Source organism: Leucobacter sp. WKLB1 (assembly GCF_059696215.1).
In genome coordinates, this window is sequence record NZ_AP046115.1 from 2,332,961 (window position 1) to 2,349,722 (window position 16,762).

Genomic DNA, 16,762 nt, shown 5'->3' on the forward strand with positions numbered 1-16,762 from the left:
CGCCGCACTCCGCGGCGTCACTACAGACCGCACAGCGGCGTGCTGGCAGCCGAATCAGCGTCGGCGCAGTGCGCGCACCGCACGCTTCGCGAGCGGGAGACCCTTCGTCCAGAGCGCATACCCGGAGCCCGGGCGATCCCAGGTGCCTGCGAGCAGGTTCTCGTGCGAGGCCCACCCCTTCTTGAACGTCGTCACACCATCATTGATGAGCCCACCGAAGTCGTACCGCTCGATGCCGATCGACTTCATGTGCCGAATCACGTGCCACTTCAGCGCGTAGTTCGCGCGCAGGCGCTGGCCGGTCTCGTCCATGCCCCCGTAGAGCTCGAACGCGGTGCGGTCGGACTTCGCCATGAACAGGAAGGCCACGGGGCGATCGTCGACATACGCCGCCCACACAGGCGAGTCGTCGCCGAGCATGGTGAATGCGTCGTGGTAGTACGAATCCTCATGCAGCCCGAAATCGGCTCGCTCACTCGTCTGCCGGTAGACCTCAAGGCACACATCGAGTTGCGCGATCGTCTCCACCGGTCGGATCTCGAGCGATTCCTCGCGGCCGGCTTTGCGCACGTACTGACGGTGTTTCTTCGACATGTCGCCCAGAAGGTCGTCTTCCGACTTGCGCAGATCGAGAATCAGCGTCCGTGCCGGCAGCACCGACGTCTCAGCTGTGCGCCACGTGTTCGAGAGCGGAAACTCCCCCGCGTCTTCATCGGGCTCGATCGACAGTGCGACGGCGCGGCGCGTGCGGTGCACGTAGGCGGCGATGGCGTCCGAGACCGCGGCGCTCCCGGGAATGGTCGCCGGGGTGTCTTCAGCACCGGGCTCGCGAGCCACCATGGGGCCCCGAGGTGCGTACACGAAGCCGCCGAGCGGCCGGGGAAGCGCGCGGGTGAGCAGCTGCGCGGCGCCCACGACTGGCGCATCGCTCGCGTCACCGGAACGTACGAGCACGCGCTCGGCACTCCAGCGGTGCGCAGACTTGAGTTCCCCCCAGCCCCAGAGCTGCAGCGGATGGCCTCCGAGAGTACGAACGGTGGCGTCCCAGAGTGCCCGGTCGGTGCAGGGGGCGACGTTCAGGGTGGTCACGATCGGGTCCTTCCGAGTTTGCGGCTGATGAATCCGGTCAGCTCCGCGAGATCGGGCGAGCGCAGCAGGCGCAACGCCCCGAGATAGATGATGGTGACGACGACGGCGACGACCAGTGCCAACACGACGGCGAGCAGGGCATTGACCTGCCCGAACTGGACACGCAGCAGCCAGGTCACGAGCAGCCCCGCGCCAAGTGCCGGAATGCTTGCGAGCACGAACTTCACGATGCTGCGCAGAATGCGGAGTCCGTCCAGGGCATGGATGCGACGGCGCAGCAGCCAGACGGCGAGTACCGTCTCGACGATCGTGGCGAACGACCAGATCGCCGCGAACCCGAGCCCGATGTAGCGCGGTTCGACCACGAACGTCATGCCGAACGAGAGCACGAGCACGATCGCCATCTGAATGGTAGTAAAGACAAACGGGGTGCGGGTGTCTGAGAGTGCGTAGAAGGCGCGCTGCACGACGAACAGAAAGCTGTAGGCGGCAAGACTGACGGCGTACGCCATCAAAGGCTCGCTGAATTGATCGACCAGTTCTTCTTTCGCTCCGACATTGATGATGCGGCTGATGAATGGTGCCGCCGCGATGATCGCGATCGACGCGAGCATCATCACCAGCGACATTTGGCGCAGCGAGGCCGAGAGATCCTCCCGGAACTCGGCCATGCGCTTCGACTGCCCCCACTCCGCGAGTCGCGTGAAGTAGGCAGTGGCAAGCGACACCGCAATCACTGAGTGCGGCATCATGAAGATCAGCCACACCAGTTGCATCGCGCTCGACGATGGCCCGTCACCCGAGCCGATCGACACGATGCGGTTCGTGAGCACTCCGCCGATCTGCATCACGCCGACCATGGCGAGCGTCCAGGTAGCGATGCGCGCCGTGTGCCCGAGGCCGACACCGCGCCAGGAGAAGTCGGGGCGGTAGCGGATGCCGGCTTTGCGCCAGGATGCGAAGAGCACGAGCGCCTGCGCGATGATGCCGAGGGTCGCCGAGCCTCCGAGCAGACCGATCATGACGGGTGACCAACTCGTCACGGCGAGCAGGCCGTTCGGGTCCGCACCGAACATCACGATGAACACGATGATGCCGGCGATGGCGATGAGGTTGTTGAGCACGGGCGCCCAGGTGAAGGGGCCGAAGATGCTGCGCGCGTTGAGCACCTCCCCCATCACCGTGTAGATGCCGTAGAAGATGACCTGCGGAATGCACCAGTAGGCGAAGCCCGTCGCCAGGGCGATCTGCTGTTCGCTCCAATCCGCCACCAGCACGTGCATGAGCCACGGCGCCGCCAGCATCGCGATGATCGTGATGCCGACGAGCGCGGTGGTCGCCAGAGTGAGGATCTTGTTGATGTACCCGGCGCCGCCGTCAGCTCCATGCGCGGCCTTCACGATCTGGGGCACGAGCACGGCGTTCAACACACCGCCGAGCAGGATCATGTAGATCGTGTTCGGCAGCAGGTTGCCGTTCGCGAACGCGTCGGCCGAGAGCGAGCCGACGTTGCCGATCGCGTACGCGAGCAGCACCGCCTTCACGAGCCCGAGCACGCGCGACACCATCGTGCCCGACGCCATGATCGCGCTCGCGCGGATGAGACCAGCGGCCATTAGTAGTACGGGTCCTTCCGGAGGGCGAGCGAGGCGCGTCGTGCGAGACGGTCGCCGAGCGTGACCCATGCACGATACGGGAACGACCTGAGCGGCAGGTCGAACGCCCCCGCGTAGTCGGTGATCTCAGCTGCGAACGAGCGCTTGAACTGCCCGACGCCGAAAAGCGGGTGCTCCCGGTCGTCGGCGCGGTCGGCGGGCGGTGCTCCGCACAGGTCGTGCACCACGGCACCGCGCTCGTTGGCCCAGCGCAGCACCTCCCACTGCAGCGCGTGCGAGGCTCCGTATGCGGTTTTCGCGCGCACGGAAGCGCCATCTTTGTAGGTGGTCTTCGCACCGAGCCCCATCGCGTAGGCACCGGCGACGAGCGCGCCGTCGCGATGCGCGAGGAACATCTGTCCCTGCTCCGCCTCTGAGAACTCGCGCCAGAACTCCCGGTAGTACTGCTCGGAACGCAGCACAAAGCGGCCCTCCGCGGTCTCCTGCAGCAGCCGGTAGAGCTGAGCCGCGTGTTCGGGGGTCGCGTCGACCCGGGTCACGACGATGCCGTCGCGGCGGGCCCGGTTGATTGCGTTTCGGGCCTTCTTGCCGAGACGCGCGAAAACGTCGTCTTCGGTTCCGGAGACATCGACCAGAATGGTCGACGGGTTCGGGATGATGCGCACGGTGCTCGCATACCCGGACCCGTGGATCTCAGACACCGCGGCCAGACCGAGCCGGGGCTCGATCTTCACCAGAAACGCGCCGCGTGAGCGTGCCAGTTCCCCGATGGCCGTGGCCGCCTCGAGCACCTCGTCCGTGCCCTCGGCAGAGGGCCCGGCCGGCACATGCCACCATGAGCCGAGCAGCGGCACCCGCTTCGCGAGCACTCCGACGGCGAGCGATGGGCGTCCGGGGCGCTCGACAATCACCGCGAGATCGTGGTACCGGTTCTGCGCGCGCTTCACGGCGAGGTATTCGGCCCCCTGCCAGACCTCGCCGCCGCCCGGGTTCGCCGCGATGAGCGCATCCCAGTCGGCGCGCTCGTCGGCGGTGGCCAGGCGCGCGTGCGCGCCCGCCGAAGCATGAGCCACGGCGTTACACCACCACCACGACGGGAACGATCATCGACTTGCGGCGCAGCTTCGTGCCGACCCAGCGGCCGACAGTGCGTCGGGTGATCTGCTGCAGCGCGTGCTGATCGGTGACGCCTTCTTTCATCGCCTGCTCGAGCGCATCGGCGATCTGCGGCTTGATCTTGTCGAAGACCCGGTCGTCTTCGGCGACCCCCTTGGCGTGCACCTCGGGACCCGAAACGATCTGACCGAGGCTCGTCTCCACGACCGTGATGACGGAGATGAAGCCCTCTTCGGCGAGCGTGCGGCGATCGCGCAGATCGTCGTCGGTGACGCGCCCCACGCTCTTGCCGTCGACATAGATGAAGTCGATCTCGAGCTGCCCCACGGTGCGTGCGACGCCGTCGACCAGGTCGACGACGGTGCCGTTCTCGGCAATGACCGTGCGGTTCTGCGGCACTCCGGTCTCGATCGCGACGCGAGCGTTCGCGATGAGATGACGGTACTCACCGTGGATCGGCATGACGTTCTTCGGGCGCACGATGTTGTAGCAGTACATGAGCTCGCCCGCGGAGGCGTGCCCCGAGACGTGCACCTTGGCGTTGCCCTTGTGCACGACATTCGCGCCGAGCTTCATGAGTCCGTTGATGATGCGGTAGACCGAGTTCTCGTTGCCCGGGATCAGGCTCGAAGCCAGGATCACGGTGTCACGGGGGCCGATCTCGACCTGGTGCTCCTGGTTGACCATGCGCGAGAGCACGGCCATCGGCTCCCCCTGCGAACCGGTCGACATGTAGACGATGCGATCGTCGGGGATGTCGCCGCTCTTCTTCAAGTCGACCAGCACGCCCTCGGGTACGGTGAGGTAGCCGAGGTCAGACGCGATCTTCATGTTGCGCACCATGGAGCGGCCGAGCAGCACGACGCGGCGGCCGTTCTTCTGCGCGGCGTCGAGCACCTGCTGCACGCGGTGCACGTGGCTCGAGAAACTCGCAACCACGACCTTGCCCGGAGCCTTTTCGATCACGCGCTCGAGCACCGGCCCGATGTCTTTCTCCAGGGCGGTGAATCCCGGAACCTCGGCGTTGGTCGAGTCGGTCATGAAGAGGTCGACGCCCTCTTCGCCGAGGCGGGCGAAGGCGCGAAGATCAGTGATGCGGCCGTCGAGCGGCAGCTGATCCATCTTGAAGTCGCCGGTGCCGATGACCAGGCCGGCCTCGGTGCGAATCGCGACAGCGAGCGCATCCGGGATGGAGTGGTTCACCGCGATGAATTCGAGATCGAACGGGCCGGTGGTGATGCGATCGCCCTCGGCGACCACGCGGGTCTCCGGGCGAATGCGGTGCTCCTTGAGCTTCGCCTCGACGAACGCGAGCGTCAGCTTCGAGCCGATCAGCGGGATATTCTCGCGTCGCTTGAGCAGGTACGGCACGGCGCCGATGTGGTCTTCGTGGCCGTGGGTGAGCACGACCGCGACGATGTCGCCGAGTCGGTGCTCGATCTTCGAGATATCGGGCAGGATCAAGTCCACGCCGGGCTGGTGCTCCTCGGGGAAGAGCACACCGCAGTCGACCACGAGCAACTTGCCGTTGATCTCGTAGACGGTCATGTTGCGACCGACTTCACCGAGACCACCGAGCGGAGTGATGCGCAGGGTTCCCGCCTCGAGCTTGGGCGGGGTCATTACGGGGTTGGGCACTGGGCCTCCTGTTTGTTAGCGGGTGGTGCCTGCGATCTGGGGCAGGGCACCGCCGGCAGCCGCGTTGCGGTCCGGCCTGAAGTTCGAAAGGTCGACACCCGGGAAGTCCTTGATGAGGGCGAGCTCGTCTTCGATGAGCGCCGCCTCCCACTCTTCCGGGCCGACGAGGGGCAGCCGCACGCGCGGGCTGCCGATACGGCCGAGGCCGTGGAGGATGTACTTGGCGGCGACGGTACCCGGCACGTGGGTCATGACCGCGCGCACCAGCGGTTCGAGGCGCTGATGCACTTCGCGCGCCGTGTGCAGGTCACCGGCGTTCACGGCATCGATGATGGTGCGGTACGGTGCTGCGGCGATGTTCGCGGTCACGCCGATGAGCCCGGTGGCGCCGATCGAGAGGTGCGGCAGCACGTTCGCGTCATCGCCGGAGAAGTACATGAGATCGGTCTGGTTCAGCACCCGGCTCACCTCGCTGAAGTCGCCCTTGGCGTCTTTCACAGCGAGGATGTTGGGGTGCTTCGCGAGCCGCAGGATCGTCTCGTACTTAATCGGCACACCGGTGCGGCCGGGAATGTCGTACAGGATGACCGGCAGGTCGGTCGCGTCGGCGACCATGCGGAAGTGCGTCAGCAGCCCCGCCTGGGTCGGCTTGTTGTAGTAGGGCGTGACGATCATGACACCGTCGGCGCCGGCCTTCTCGCTGGCGCGGTACAGCTCGATCGCGTGCGCGGTCTCGTTCGACCCGCCGCCCGTGATGATCTTGGCACGCCCACCCGACACCGACTTCGCGACCTCGACGAGCTTGAGCTTCTCGGGGTCGGTCAGCGTGCTGGTCTCACCGGTCGTGCCGGTGACCACGATGCCGTCCGCACCGTTCGAAATGCAGTCGTCGATGTGCTTCTCGGTCGCGGCCCAATCGACTTCGCCATCAGCCTGGAACGGCGTGATGAGAGCGACAAGGACCTGACCGAACGGATTCTCTGGGTGTGCCACGAGACTAGGCTACCGGACGATTTCACACGGTACGCGCGCGACTCCAGCGTTCGAAGCGGTATGCGAGCCCGGTGCGCGAGATTTGCGGGGTGCCGGGGTCGACGAGTTGCCACTCCGGGCCGATCTCGGGAGCGAAGGTGTCGGCGTCGGGCACGTCGAGGTCGATTTTCGTCACCACAAGTTCATCTGCGATCGGCATGGCCGCTCGATAGAGCTGCCCGCCGCCCATGACCCAGACGCGATCCACCGGTTCGACCTCACCCGTCAGCGAAGCGACGGCATCGTCGAGCGAACCCACCACCCGCGCGCCCGGTGCGTTGAAGACGGGGTTGCGCGTGACCACCATGTTCGCCCGGCCCGGAAGCGGCCGGAATCGCTCGGGCAGCGATTCCCAGGTGCTGCGACCCATGATGACGGGAGCGCCGAGGGTCTGCTCTTTGAAGAACGCGGCGTCTTCCGGCAGACGCCAGGGCATGTCGCCATCACGGCCAATCGCTCCGTCGCGGGCCTCCGCCCAGATCATTCCGATGCGCACGGTCAGACCGCGACCGGCGCCTTGATGCCGGGGTGGTGCTCGTAACCGATGACGTCGAAGTCTTCGAGTGTGTAGTCGAAGATCGATTCGGCTTTGCGGATCTCGATCTTCGGGTACGAGAACGCATCTCGCGACAGCTGCCGTTCCACCTGCTCGACGTGGTTGTCGTAGATGTGGCAGTCGCCGCCCGTCCATACGAACTCACCGGGCTCCAGCCCGACCTGCTGCGCGAGCATGAGCGTCAGCAGCGCGTACGAGGCGATGTTGAAGGGCACGCCGAGGAACATGTCGGCCGACCGCTGGTAGAGCTGGCACGAGAGCTTGCCGTCGGCCACGTAAAACTGGAAGAACGCGTGGCACGGCGCGAGCGCCATCTCGTCGAGCTCCGCGACGTTCCAGGCCGACACGATGATGCGACGCGAGTCCGGGGTGTCGCGCAACTGCTCGACAACCTTCGCGATCTGATCGATGTGACCGCCGTCGGGTGTCGGCCACGAGCGCCACTGCACGCCGTAGACCGGGCCGAGGTCGCCGTTCTCGTCGGCCCACTCGTCCCAGATCGTCACGCCGTGATCGGTCAGATACCGCGTGTTGCCCTCGCCACGGAGAAACCAGAGCAGTTCTACCGCGAGCGACTTGAAATGCACGCGCTTCGTCGTGATGAGCGGAAACGACTCCGCGAGATCGAATCGGAGCTGCCGCCCGAAGAGGCTTCGCGTGCCCGTGCCGGTGCGATCCGACTTCTGCGTGCCGTGCTCGTACACCTCTCGCAGCAGATCTTCGTAGGGGGTCAGGATCGCATTCGCACTCACGAGCAGGAGTCTATCGCGGCTCGGGCTCCGCTTCGGCCCGATGTTCGGTCTCTCCGCTGTCGTTCGCTTTGCGCGCACGCTTCGAGGTGAGCATGCCGAGATCGGCGCGCGAAATGAAGGCATCCGCAGTCTCGCCCGGCATCCACTCGGCGATTCCGTATGACCAGCCGGGCGTCGGAATCTCACGGTGCAGACGCTCAGCGATTGTCTGCGCCATTTCGGCGTCGGCGTCAACGAGCAGCAGCGCGAACTCGTCGCCGCCGAAGCGCGCGAAGACATCGCCGGGACGGCAGCGATCCTGCATCTGCGTCGCGAAGTCGCGCAGCACGCGGTCGCCCTCGGAATGCCCGAGTCGGTCGTTGATCAGTTTGAAGTCGTCGAGATCGAGGTAGACCAGCGTCACCGGTCGACCACTGCGCTGCGATCCCGCGACCTCGCGTTCGAGGAGGCGCGCGAATCCGCGCGAGTTCCAGACATCGCAGAGCGGGTCGGTCAGCGACGCGCGTTCGAGACGACGCTTGAAGAGGCCGATGAGCTCCCCGAGCAGCAGGCCCGTCGTCGTCAGTGTGAGCAGCACCGACGACATTTCCACTCCGTGACGCAGCAGGATGAACAGATCCACGAACCCGATCCATGCGTAGCCGAGCAGACGTGCGAACCACATCGGGAAGAACCAGACGAGGTAGAGGAAAAACGGCCCGAACAAGAGGGCCGTGTTCAGGGCGCGCACGCGATCGGGGGCGAGCAGCACCGAGGGAACCACGACGAGGAAGGCGGCCACCATGAGAATGCCTGATGCCGTCGCAGAGAAACGCTCCCCCGCGATCGCGATCGCGACCGCGGGCACCAGACAGGCCATCGCGACCGCGACGAGGTCGGGTCGCTGATCGCCCGGCGGAAGAAACAGCGTCGCGTTCACGCTCGCGAAGAGCACGCCGGCCACGAGGAACGCAAGCGTCGCGATGGAGCGATCATTCTGGCGCGCACGAAGCCTGTGAATCACCGCGATCATGCCCCACCCGTCTGTCAGAGGTCTGATCCTATGTCATGACCGGTGAACATGCACCTGGAATGACGCGCCGCGCACGACGAATCGTGCGCGGCGGCATCAGTGCTGCTCGAACGCTACGAGCCGAGGCCGTCGTCGAACACCGGCATGGCGGAAGTGTCGCTCGACGCGTCGACGCGCGCGAGCACCCCACCCTGGAAGAACGCCGGCGAAGCTTTCGCCTGCAGCAGCATCAGCACGACGCCGATGGCGAGCACGGAGACACCGATGATGCCGACGAGCCCCACTCCGGCAATGCTGCTGCCCGACCCGGCGTCCGGGTCCATTGCATCGATCGTGGTCTTCACGAAGACGATCAGCAGTAAGACTCCGCCGAGACCCGGCAGCACGAGCTTGGAGATCACCGAACCGAGGCCCTCGCGCACCGCGGTCTTGCGGAAGTACCAGGGACTCGCGAGCGCGGTGATGCCGTAATAGAAGCACACCATCATGCCGAGTGCCGTGATCGTGTCCCACAGCACATCCTCGCTGATGAAGCGCATCACCGCGTAGAACACCGAGGCGACGATCGACGAGAGCAGCAGGGCGATGTACGGCGACTTGTACTTCGGGTGCACGCGCTTGATCGCTGCGGGCAGCGCGCGGTAGTGCGACATCGCGAGCAGGGTGCGGGCCGGAGAGATGGCGGTCGAGTTGATCGACGCCATGGCGCTCACGAGAATCGCGAGCGACAGCAGGATCGCCGCCGGCCCCATTACGGGATGCGCGAGGGCGGCGAAGACGTTCTCCACGATCGCGGAGTTGCCGAGGCCCGTCGGCCCGTCGCCGAGGCCCGCATAGGCGACCGTTGCCGTCGCGGTGCCGACGTAGAGCACGAGGAGGATACCGATGAGGATCATCGCCGCTTTGCTCTCGGTCGAGAGCCGGCCCTTCGACGGCTTCGTCTCCTCACCCATCGTGAGCACGGTGTCCCAGCCCCAGTACACGAAGATCGAGACGGCGATGCCTGCGGCGAATGCACTGAAGCTCGACACCTCGAACGGGTTGAACCAGGAGAGCTCCGGGGTGCGGCCTTCGACGTTGGCGGGGTCGCCCGAGCCGACGAACATCGCAACGATGAACCAGATCATCACGGCCATCTGGAAGACGACGGTGACGTACTGGAAGATCTTGGTGGAGGTCATGCCCCGGTAAGAAATGAGCGTCGCAAGGGCCATGAACCCGAGGCACACCGCAATGTTGATGAACTTGTTCGTCGCGAGTTCGGCGATCGAGTGGTCGTTCATCAGGATGCTGAGCGACTGGAACAGGAACTCCACGGCAATGCCGGCGAGGTTCGACAGCACGAGCACGGTCGCGGCGATGAGGCCCCACCCGGCCATCCACCCGATCCAGGGGCCGAACGCGCGGGTCGCCCAGGTGAACGAGGTACCTGAGTCGGGCATCGCCGTGTTGAGCGCGCGATAGCCGAGGGCGACGAGCAGCATCGGGATGAAGCCCATCAGGAAGATCGCGGGCGTCTGGTAGCCGACCTCGCTCGCCGCCGGACCGACCGCCGCGGTGAGGGTGTACGCCGGAGCGCACGTCGAGAGGCCGATGACGAGGGCGCCCAGCACGCCCACCGTGCCCGAGGGGAGCCCCTTCTTGCTGATACCGCTCACCGAGTCGAGCGTTCGCGTCGCGGGCTCCGGTGCGTTGAGATCGTACTTGGCCATGTCACCTTTCCAGACTTCGGGGCATCATTGCTCGCTCCAGAATGATCCGGACGTGGCGGCCCGGGCATCGAGTCTATGCAGGTGGATAGTGATTCACGAAACGGTGGAGGACCTCACCGAAGATCCTGTCGTTCAAGCGCGATTGCTTGACGAATCGCACCCCTCGCGCGCTTCCGATCCCCGCACGCGTCGTAGACAATTCCGAGACGCATCCAGTCGCGCCACGACTCGGGCGCGGCTTCGACGGCGTCGCGGTAGCGCGGGAACGCCGCGTCGGCATCGGCACGCTCCGGCCGACCGGACGGATGGGTGGCGACCGGCTCTTCGGGCAGCGCCCCCTCGTCCTCCAGCCGATCCGCCAGACGCGTCGCCGAGCTGCCGAAGCGTATTTCGCGGAGCAGCGCCCACGCGCCGATGAGCGGCAGCACGAGCATCGCCGCACCCATCACGATCGCAACAATCTCTCCGGAACCGAGCAGCGCGATCGCGCGGATGCCGACGAACACAAAGTAGAGCACCAGCACGGCGCTCATGATCGTGACGCCGACGATGGCGCGGGTGCGCCCGCTCATGCTGCACCCTCCGAGCGCGCGCCGATGGCGCCGAGCCCGAGCAGGGCATCGAGCCCGACCGTGAGGCCGCGCGCCGCGACGATCGCCTCCAACGCGGCTCGCACGCCCGCGCGATAGGCCTCGTTCGAGTGCGTGTCGTGGGTTACCGTCAGCACTTCCCCAGGCCCGCCGAAGCGCACCTCCTGCTTGGCGACGACCCCGGCGAGCCGCAGACTGTGCACCGGGATGCCCGCGACGAGTTCGCCGCGCGCCGGCTGCTCGGCGAACGGCGCATCGACCGGTCGACCCGCGCGGGCCTCGGCCATCAGTTCCGCAGTGCGCACTGCCGTGCCGCTCGGCGAATCCACTTTGCCGGGGTGGTGCGCCTCGATGATCTCTACCGCGTCGAAGTAGGGGGCGGCGATGCGTGCGAGCGCAGTGCCGAGCACCGAACCGAGCGAGAAGTTCGGCACGATGATCACTCCGCGATCCGGTTGCTCGGCGAGCCCGGCTTCGAGCTCGGCCAGGCGATCCGATGACCAGCCGCTGGTGCCGACGATGATCTGCTGCCCCCGCGCGAGCGCACGCGACACGATGTCGGGGGACGCGTCGGGCCGGCTGACGTCGATCAGAATGTCGGCGTCAGCACCTTCTTCGGGCGCCGACGAGCTGCGCAGGCGTGCGACCAGCTCGAAATCGGGGTGCTCCTCGACCACCTCGCACACGAGGCGGCCCAGGCGGCCCGTCGAACCCGAAACGGCTACACGATGCGTCATGCGTCCAGGCTACCGGGCACCGACCGCATGCCCGGACTGGCCGGGCTCAGGCGTGCTCCGTGATGGTAGATCGCGACGCGTCTCCCACCGCGACCACCGTGAGCGGTCGCGCGGCAAGCTGCGCCGCCACGTCGCGGATATCGTCGAGCGTGACCGCGGCGAAGCGCTCCAGCGACGCGTCCAGATCGAACAGCTCCCCGCTGCCGAGTTCCGCGCGCGCGAGTCGCCCCATACGTGTATCCGAATCCTCGAGCGCCAGCGCGGTTGATCCGGCGATCTGGCCGAGCGCGCGCTCGTGTTCGTCGGCGGTAATGCCGCGATCCGCGAGGGCGCGCAGTTCGAGGCGGCTCAGTTCGATGACCTCTGCCGCCTTCTGCGGAGCGCATCCGGCATACATGGCGAAGAGGCCCGCGTCGGAGTAGCTCGCGCCGAACGAGTAGGCCGTGTAGGCCAGCCCCCGCTTCTCGCGAATCTCCTGGAAGAGTCGACTCGACATGCCGCCGCCGAGCACCGAGTTCATGATGCCGAACGCAAAGCGGCGCGGATCGTTCGCGCTGAATCCGTGCGTGCCGATGAGGAGATTGAGCTGCTCGGAGGGTCGCTCGGTGATCTGCACACGTGGCTCGGCGGCCTGCGCTGCGTCGAGCGATGTCGCTTCGGCGAAGTCGGTATCCGCGCGCTGCAGTCGGCGCACGGGCGCCCCCGCACGGTCGGTGTGCCACCGCTCTTCCGTTGAGGCATCCAGCGCGGCGACCACCTGCGCGACCAGCGCATCATGATCGACCGCACCGGCCGCCGTGACGACGAGCGTCGACGGATCGTACCGGTCTCGGTAGTGCCGATCGACGTCGTCGCGACGCGCCTCTTGGATCGTCTGCGGCCACCCCCCGATCGGTCGACCGAGCGGGTGCTGTGCACCGAGCACGGCCTCGAAGAAGCGCTCATTCGCGACGTCGGCCAGGTCGTCGGCGGCCATCGCCAGCTCTTCGAGAATCACCCCGCGCTCGGTCTCGAACTCATCGGCGTCGACCACCGAGTTCGCGACCATATCGGAGAGCATGGTGACAGCCACCTCGAGGTCGGCGTCACGCACCTTCGCGTAGTAGCAGGTGTATTCCTTGGCTGTCAGCGCGTTGTGCTCGGCGCCGATGCGGTCGAACTCCGTCGCGATCGTGTACGCGTCGCGCGACGGGGTGCCCTTGAACAAGAGGTGTTCCAGGAAGTGCGTCGACCCCAGGCTGCCCGGGGCATCCCCGCGCTCGGCCTGCTCGTCACGAGACCCGACCCCGACCCAGAATCCGATCGATGCGCTGCGTGCCCCGGGCATGCGCTCGGTGAGCACGCGCAGTCCACTGGGGTGCACGGTGCGCCGCACGAGGCCCCCGCTCAGATCTGCGGTGAGTTCTGCCTGGTCGAGGGGAAGCTGAATGGGTGCACGCATGCCCCTCAGCCTAGGGCCTCAACGGGACGCAGCGATCCTGCACCATTCGTCGCGAAACTGATTCAGCGAATCACCCGCGCGCGCCGCAGCAGCAGGTAGAGTTCGCAGCCCAGGCAGAATGCGAATGCCGCGTTCAGGAATGCGGCGATGAATGCCGCTGCGGCCGCGATCGGCAGGGCCCACGGTACGCCGAGCACGTGCAGCAGCAACCCGGCTCCCGTGACGAATGCGCCTACCCCCTGCGCGAAGGTCGGCGGCGCCGCGGCTTCGAGCTCGGCGGGCGGCGCGAGGCGTGGTCGGATCGCCACGGCGAACAGGAGCCCGAATGGGTGTCGGCGCACGCCCGCCGCGGCCCCCCACACGAAGAGCGCGAACAGCACGAGCAGCAACAGCGCACCCGGTTCGAGCAATCGTGCGATCGGAGTCCGCTGCGCCAATTCGGTCGGGTCGACAGAGGAACCCGTCGCAAGCGACAGGGCGACCGCGATGAACAGCAGTGTCGCAGTGATCGCCGCGGCGAAGCGCGGACCCCGCGGATCGACCTGGCCGCGTGCGAGCACCGGAGGAGCAGCTGTGATCGTCATACGTAACTCCGTTCGAGCAGGCGCGCCTCGGTCTGGGCGTCGCGTTCGGGTGCGAGGGCGAGATCGACCAACTGCGTCGCCTGCGCTGCACTGATCGGGCCGGATACGCGAGTGCGCAGGCGCCCGGCATCGTCGAGAATCAGCACCGTCGGCGTGCGAAGAATGTTGAAGCGCGAGATCAGGTCATCGCGATTGGTGACGTCCACTTCGACGTGCGCCACGCCGGTGTGCGACTCGGCGGCGCGGCTCAGCGTGCGCGCCGTCGCTGGGCAGCGCGCGCACGTCTCGGTGCTGAACTGCACGAGCGTGAGCCGCTCCCCGAACCGAACCGGCTCCCCGCCCGGTGCGCCGATGACCTCGGGTCGCAGGCGTTCCGGATGCGCGGCCCTGGGCGTGCGCACGCGCGTGCGGGTCAGGTGCAGCACCCACCCGAGACCGAGGGACGCGACGACGAGCGCCGCGAGGGCGACAATCACTACATTCGCTTGCATAATGTGACCCATTATGCACCCGAATGCATTGATCGGTGCCCAAATGACGAAACAGGCCGACACACACGACAGCGCCCGCCGATCCGTGCAAGACGAATCGGCGGGCGCTGTCGTTCAGGCGTCGAGATTACTCGGCAGCCGGAGCCTCTTCCGAAGCCTCGGCTGCTGCCTCCGCCGGAGCCTCGTCGATGACGGGCTCGAGCGACAGCTTGCCGCGGTCGTCGACCTTCGTGATCTTCACGAGGATCTTCTGGCCGACCGAGAGCACGTCGTCCACGCTCTCGATGCGCTTGCCACCGGCGAGCTTGCGCACCTCGGAGATGTGCAGCAGGCCGTCCTTGCCCGGGAGCAACGACACGAAGGCGCCGAAGGCGGCGTTCTTCACGACGGTACCGAGGTACTGCTCGCCGACCTCGGGGTTCTGCGGGTTGGCGATCGCGTTGACCTGCGCACGCGCAGCCTCGGCCGCGGGGCCATCGGTGGCGCCGATGTAGACGGTGCCGTCGTCGTCGATCGAGATGTCGGCGCCGGTCTCGTCCTGGATGCCGTTGATCGTCTTGCCCTTGGGGCCGATGAGCTCACCGATCTTGTCGACCGGGATGTTCACCGTGATCACGCGAGGCGCGGTCGGAGCCATCTCGTCGGGGACGTCGATCGCCTGGTTCAGCACGCCCAGGATCGTGAGGCGAGCCTCGTGAGCCTGAGTCAGCGCACCCTTCAGCACGGAGGCCGGAAGGCCGTCGAGCTTGGTGTCGAGCTGGATCGCGGTGATGAACTCCGAAGTACCGGCGACCTTGAAGTCCATATCGCCGAGCGCATCTTCCGCACCGAGGATGTCGGTGAGGGCAGCGTAACGAGTCTCGCCGTCGACCTGGTCGGAGACCAGGCCCATGGCGATGCCGGCAACGGGTGCGCGCAGCGGCACACCGGCGTTGAGCAGCGACAGCGTCGAAGCGCAGACGGAGCCCATCGAGGTCGAGCCGTTCGAACCCAGCGCCTCGGAGACCTGGCGGATGGCGTAGGGGAACTCCTCGCGGCTTGGCAGCACCGGCACGAGTGCGCGCTCGGCGAGGAAGCCGTGCCCGATCTCGCGACGCTTCGGCGAGCCGACGCGACCGGTCTCACCGGTCGAGTACGGCGGGAAGTTGTAGTGGTGCAGGTAGCGCTTGCTCGTGATCGGCGACAGCGAATCGATCTGCTGCTCCATCTTGAGCATGTTCAGCGTGGTGACGCCCAGGATCTGGGTCTCGCCGCGCTGGAAGATGGCCGAACCGTGCACGCGCGGGATGACCTGAACCTCGGCGTCGAGCGCGCGAATGTCGCTCGTGCCGCGGCCGTCCATGCGGACGCCCTCGGTGAGCACGCGGCTGCGCACGATGTCCTTGGTGACCGACTTGTAGGCGGCCGAAACCTCAGCGTTGGCCGATGCGGGGAGCTCCCCGGCCTCGACCTTGGCCGCGATGGCCTCCTTGACGCGAGCCTTGAGGGCGTCATCGGCGTCCTGACGCTCGAGCTTGTCGGCGATCTGGTAGATCGGTGCAAGCTCGGTGCGAGCGAGGGCGTCGACCGCTGCGAGCACCTCGTCGGTGTAGGGCAGGAAGACCGGGTAGTCAGCGATCTCCTTCGCCGACTGCGCGGCGAGCTCCGACTGCGCCTTGACGAGCTGCGCGATGAACGGCTTCGCCGCATCGAGGCCCTCGGCGACGACGGCCTCGTTGGGCTTGGTCGCGCCACCGCGGATGAGCTCCCAGCTCTGCTCCGTGGCTTCGGCCTCGACCATCATGATCGCGACGTCTTCGTTGCCCTGCGCGTCGGTGACGACGCGGCCGGCGACGACCAGGTCGAACACGGCATCCTTGAGCTGCTCCACGTTCGGGAACGCGACCCACTGGTCACCGATGAGCGCGAGGCGCACACCAGCGATCGGACCGGAGAACGGCAGCCCCGAGATCTGGGTCGATGCCGAAGCCGCGTTGATCGCGAGAGCATCGTAGAACTCACCCGGTGCGATCGAAAGCACGGTGATGACGACCTGGACCTCGTTGCGCAGACCGCTCACGAAGGAGGGGCGCAGCGGGCGGTCGATCAGACGGCAGACCAGGATCGCCTCGGTCGAGGGGCGGCCTTCACGACGGAAGAACGAGCCGGGGATCTTGCCCGCGGCGTACGAGCGCTCTTCGACGTCGATGGTCAGCGGGAAGAAGTCGAAGTGATCCTTCGGCTGCTTCGATGCGCTGGTGGCCGAGAGGAGCATCGTCTCCTCATCGAGGTAGGCCGCGACGGCGCCCTGAGCCTGCTGTGCGAGACGACCGGTCTCGAACCGAATGGTGCGCTTGCCGAACTTGCCGTTGTCGAGAACGGCCTCGGCGAACTTGATTTCAGGACCCTCCACGGGT

General features: G+C 66.6%; 15 protein-coding genes. All 15 read right to left on the reverse strand.

Annotated features, from left to right (window positions below):
* Positions 1 to 54: 54 nt before the first annotated feature.
* Entirely contained in the window at positions 55 to 1,089 is a 1,035-nt protein-coding gene (locus ACZF5Y_RS10620; RefSeq protein ID WP_497532624.1) for a lipid II:glycine glycyltransferase FemX, read from the reverse strand.
* The gene (gene murJ, locus ACZF5Y_RS10625) at positions 1,086 to 2,705 is read right to left on the reverse strand and encodes a murein biosynthesis integral membrane protein MurJ (RefSeq protein ID WP_497532625.1); all 1,620 of its coding nucleotides are present in this window, start codon (positions 2,703 to 2,705) and stop codon (positions 1,086 to 1,088) included. Before murJ ends, ACZF5Y_RS10620 begins: the two co-directional genes overlap by 4 nt.
* Complete coding sequence (locus ACZF5Y_RS10630) at positions 2,705 to 3,778, reverse strand: lipid II:glycine glycyltransferase FemX (RefSeq protein ID WP_497532626.1); 1,074 nt, start codon at positions 3,776 to 3,778, stop codon at positions 2,705 to 2,707. The genes murJ and ACZF5Y_RS10630 overlap by 1 nt, the downstream gene beginning before the upstream one ends.
* A 4-nt stretch (positions 3,779 to 3,782) precedes the next feature.
* Positions 3,783 to 5,459, reverse strand: a complete 1,677-nt coding sequence (locus ACZF5Y_RS10635; protein WP_053353438.1) for a ribonuclease J — start codon at positions 5,457 to 5,459, stop codon at positions 3,783 to 3,785.
* Positions 5,460 to 5,474: 15 nt separating this feature from the next.
* Positions 5,475 to 6,452 (reverse strand): 4-hydroxy-tetrahydrodipicolinate synthase, encoded by a 978-nt coding sequence (gene dapA, locus ACZF5Y_RS10640; protein ID WP_053353629.1) that lies wholly within the window; start codon positions 6,450 to 6,452, stop codon positions 5,475 to 5,477.
* A gap of 22 nt (positions 6,453 to 6,474) precedes the next feature.
* Positions 6,475 to 6,975 carry a dihydrofolate reductase gene (locus ACZF5Y_RS10645; protein ID WP_497532627.1) on the reverse strand — a complete coding sequence of 167 codons (501 nt, stop codon included), beginning with the start codon at positions 6,973 to 6,975 and terminating at the stop codon, positions 6,475 to 6,477.
* A 14-nt stretch (positions 6,976 to 6,989) separates the two neighbouring features.
* Positions 6,990 to 7,799 (reverse strand): thymidylate synthase, encoded by an 810-nt coding sequence (locus ACZF5Y_RS10650; protein WP_497532628.1) that lies wholly within the window; start codon positions 7,797 to 7,799, stop codon positions 6,990 to 6,992.
* A gap of 10 nt (positions 7,800 to 7,809) precedes the next feature.
* Positions 7,810 to 8,811 (reverse strand): GGDEF domain-containing protein, encoded by a 1,002-nt coding sequence (locus ACZF5Y_RS10655; RefSeq protein ID WP_497532629.1) that lies wholly within the window; start codon positions 8,809 to 8,811, stop codon positions 7,810 to 7,812.
* 113 nt (positions 8,812 to 8,924) lie between these two features.
* On the reverse strand, positions 8,925 to 10,523 hold the full coding sequence (locus ACZF5Y_RS10660) for an APC family permease (protein ID WP_497532630.1): 1,599 nt from the start codon (positions 10,521 to 10,523) through the stop codon (positions 8,925 to 8,927).
* 113 nt (positions 10,524 to 10,636) lie between these two features.
* Positions 10,637 to 11,095: a tetratricopeptide repeat protein gene (locus ACZF5Y_RS10665; RefSeq protein ID WP_497532631.1), complete on the reverse strand. Its 459-nt coding sequence runs from the start codon at positions 11,093 to 11,095 to the stop codon at positions 10,637 to 10,639.
* Positions 11,092 to 11,850, reverse strand: a complete 759-nt coding sequence (gene dapB, locus ACZF5Y_RS10670) for a 4-hydroxy-tetrahydrodipicolinate reductase (protein WP_497532632.1) — start codon at positions 11,848 to 11,850, stop codon at positions 11,092 to 11,094. The genes ACZF5Y_RS10665 and dapB overlap by 4 nt, the downstream gene beginning before the upstream one ends.
* A 46-nt stretch (positions 11,851 to 11,896) precedes the next feature.
* On the reverse strand, positions 11,897 to 13,291 hold the full coding sequence (locus ACZF5Y_RS10675; RefSeq protein ID WP_497532633.1) for a M16 family metallopeptidase: 1,395 nt from the start codon (positions 13,289 to 13,291) through the stop codon (positions 11,897 to 11,899).
* 62 nt (positions 13,292 to 13,353) lie between these two features.
* The gene (locus ACZF5Y_RS10680; RefSeq protein WP_497532634.1) at positions 13,354 to 13,875 is read right to left on the reverse strand and encodes a DUF4395 family protein; all 522 of its coding nucleotides are present in this window, start codon (positions 13,873 to 13,875) and stop codon (positions 13,354 to 13,356) included.
* Positions 13,872 to 14,366 (reverse strand): thioredoxin family protein, encoded by a 495-nt coding sequence (locus ACZF5Y_RS10685; RefSeq protein WP_497532635.1) that lies wholly within the window; start codon positions 14,364 to 14,366, stop codon positions 13,872 to 13,874. The genes ACZF5Y_RS10680 and ACZF5Y_RS10685 overlap by 4 nt, the downstream gene beginning before the upstream one ends.
* Before the next feature lie 127 nt (positions 14,367 to 14,493).
* Positions 14,494 to 16,758: a polyribonucleotide nucleotidyltransferase gene (locus tag ACZF5Y_RS10690; protein ID WP_497532636.1), complete on the reverse strand. Its 2,265-nt coding sequence runs from the start codon at positions 16,756 to 16,758 to the stop codon at positions 14,494 to 14,496.
* Positions 16,759 to 16,762 lie beyond the last annotated feature (4 nt).

Excerpts from the sequence above, each read along its gene's own strand:
- murJ (WP_497532625.1), bottom strand. The coding sequence starts at position 2,705 with ATGGCCGCTGGTCTCATCCGCGCGAGCGCGATCATGGCGTCGGGCACG.
- ACZF5Y_RS10645 (WP_497532627.1), bottom strand. The coding sequence starts at position 6,975 with ATGATCTGGGCGGAGGCCCGCGACGGAGCGATTGGCCGTGATGGCGAC.
- ACZF5Y_RS10655 (WP_497532629.1), bottom strand. The coding sequence starts at position 8,811 with ATGATCGCGGTGATTCACAGGCTTCGTGCGCGCCAGAATGATCGCTCC.
- ACZF5Y_RS10660 (WP_497532630.1), bottom strand. The coding sequence starts at position 10,523 with ATGGCCAAGTACGATCTCAACGCACCGGAGCCCGCGACGCGAACGCTC.
- ACZF5Y_RS10665 (WP_497532631.1), bottom strand. The coding sequence starts at position 11,095 with ATGAGCGGGCGCACCCGCGCCATCGTCGGCGTCACGATCATGAGCGCC.
- dapB (WP_497532632.1), bottom strand. The coding sequence starts at position 11,850 with ATGACGCATCGTGTAGCCGTTTCGGGTTCGACGGGCCGCCTGGGCCGC.
- ACZF5Y_RS10675 (WP_497532633.1), bottom strand. The coding sequence starts at position 13,291 with ATGCGTGCACCCATTCAGCTTCCCCTCGACCAGGCAGAACTCACCGCA.
- ACZF5Y_RS10680 (WP_497532634.1), bottom strand. The coding sequence starts at position 13,875 with ATGACGATCACAGCTGCTCCTCCGGTGCTCGCACGCGGCCAGGTCGAT.
- ACZF5Y_RS10685 (WP_497532635.1), bottom strand. The coding sequence starts at position 14,366 with ATGCAAGCGAATGTAGTGATTGTCGCCCTCGCGGCGCTCGTCGTCGCG.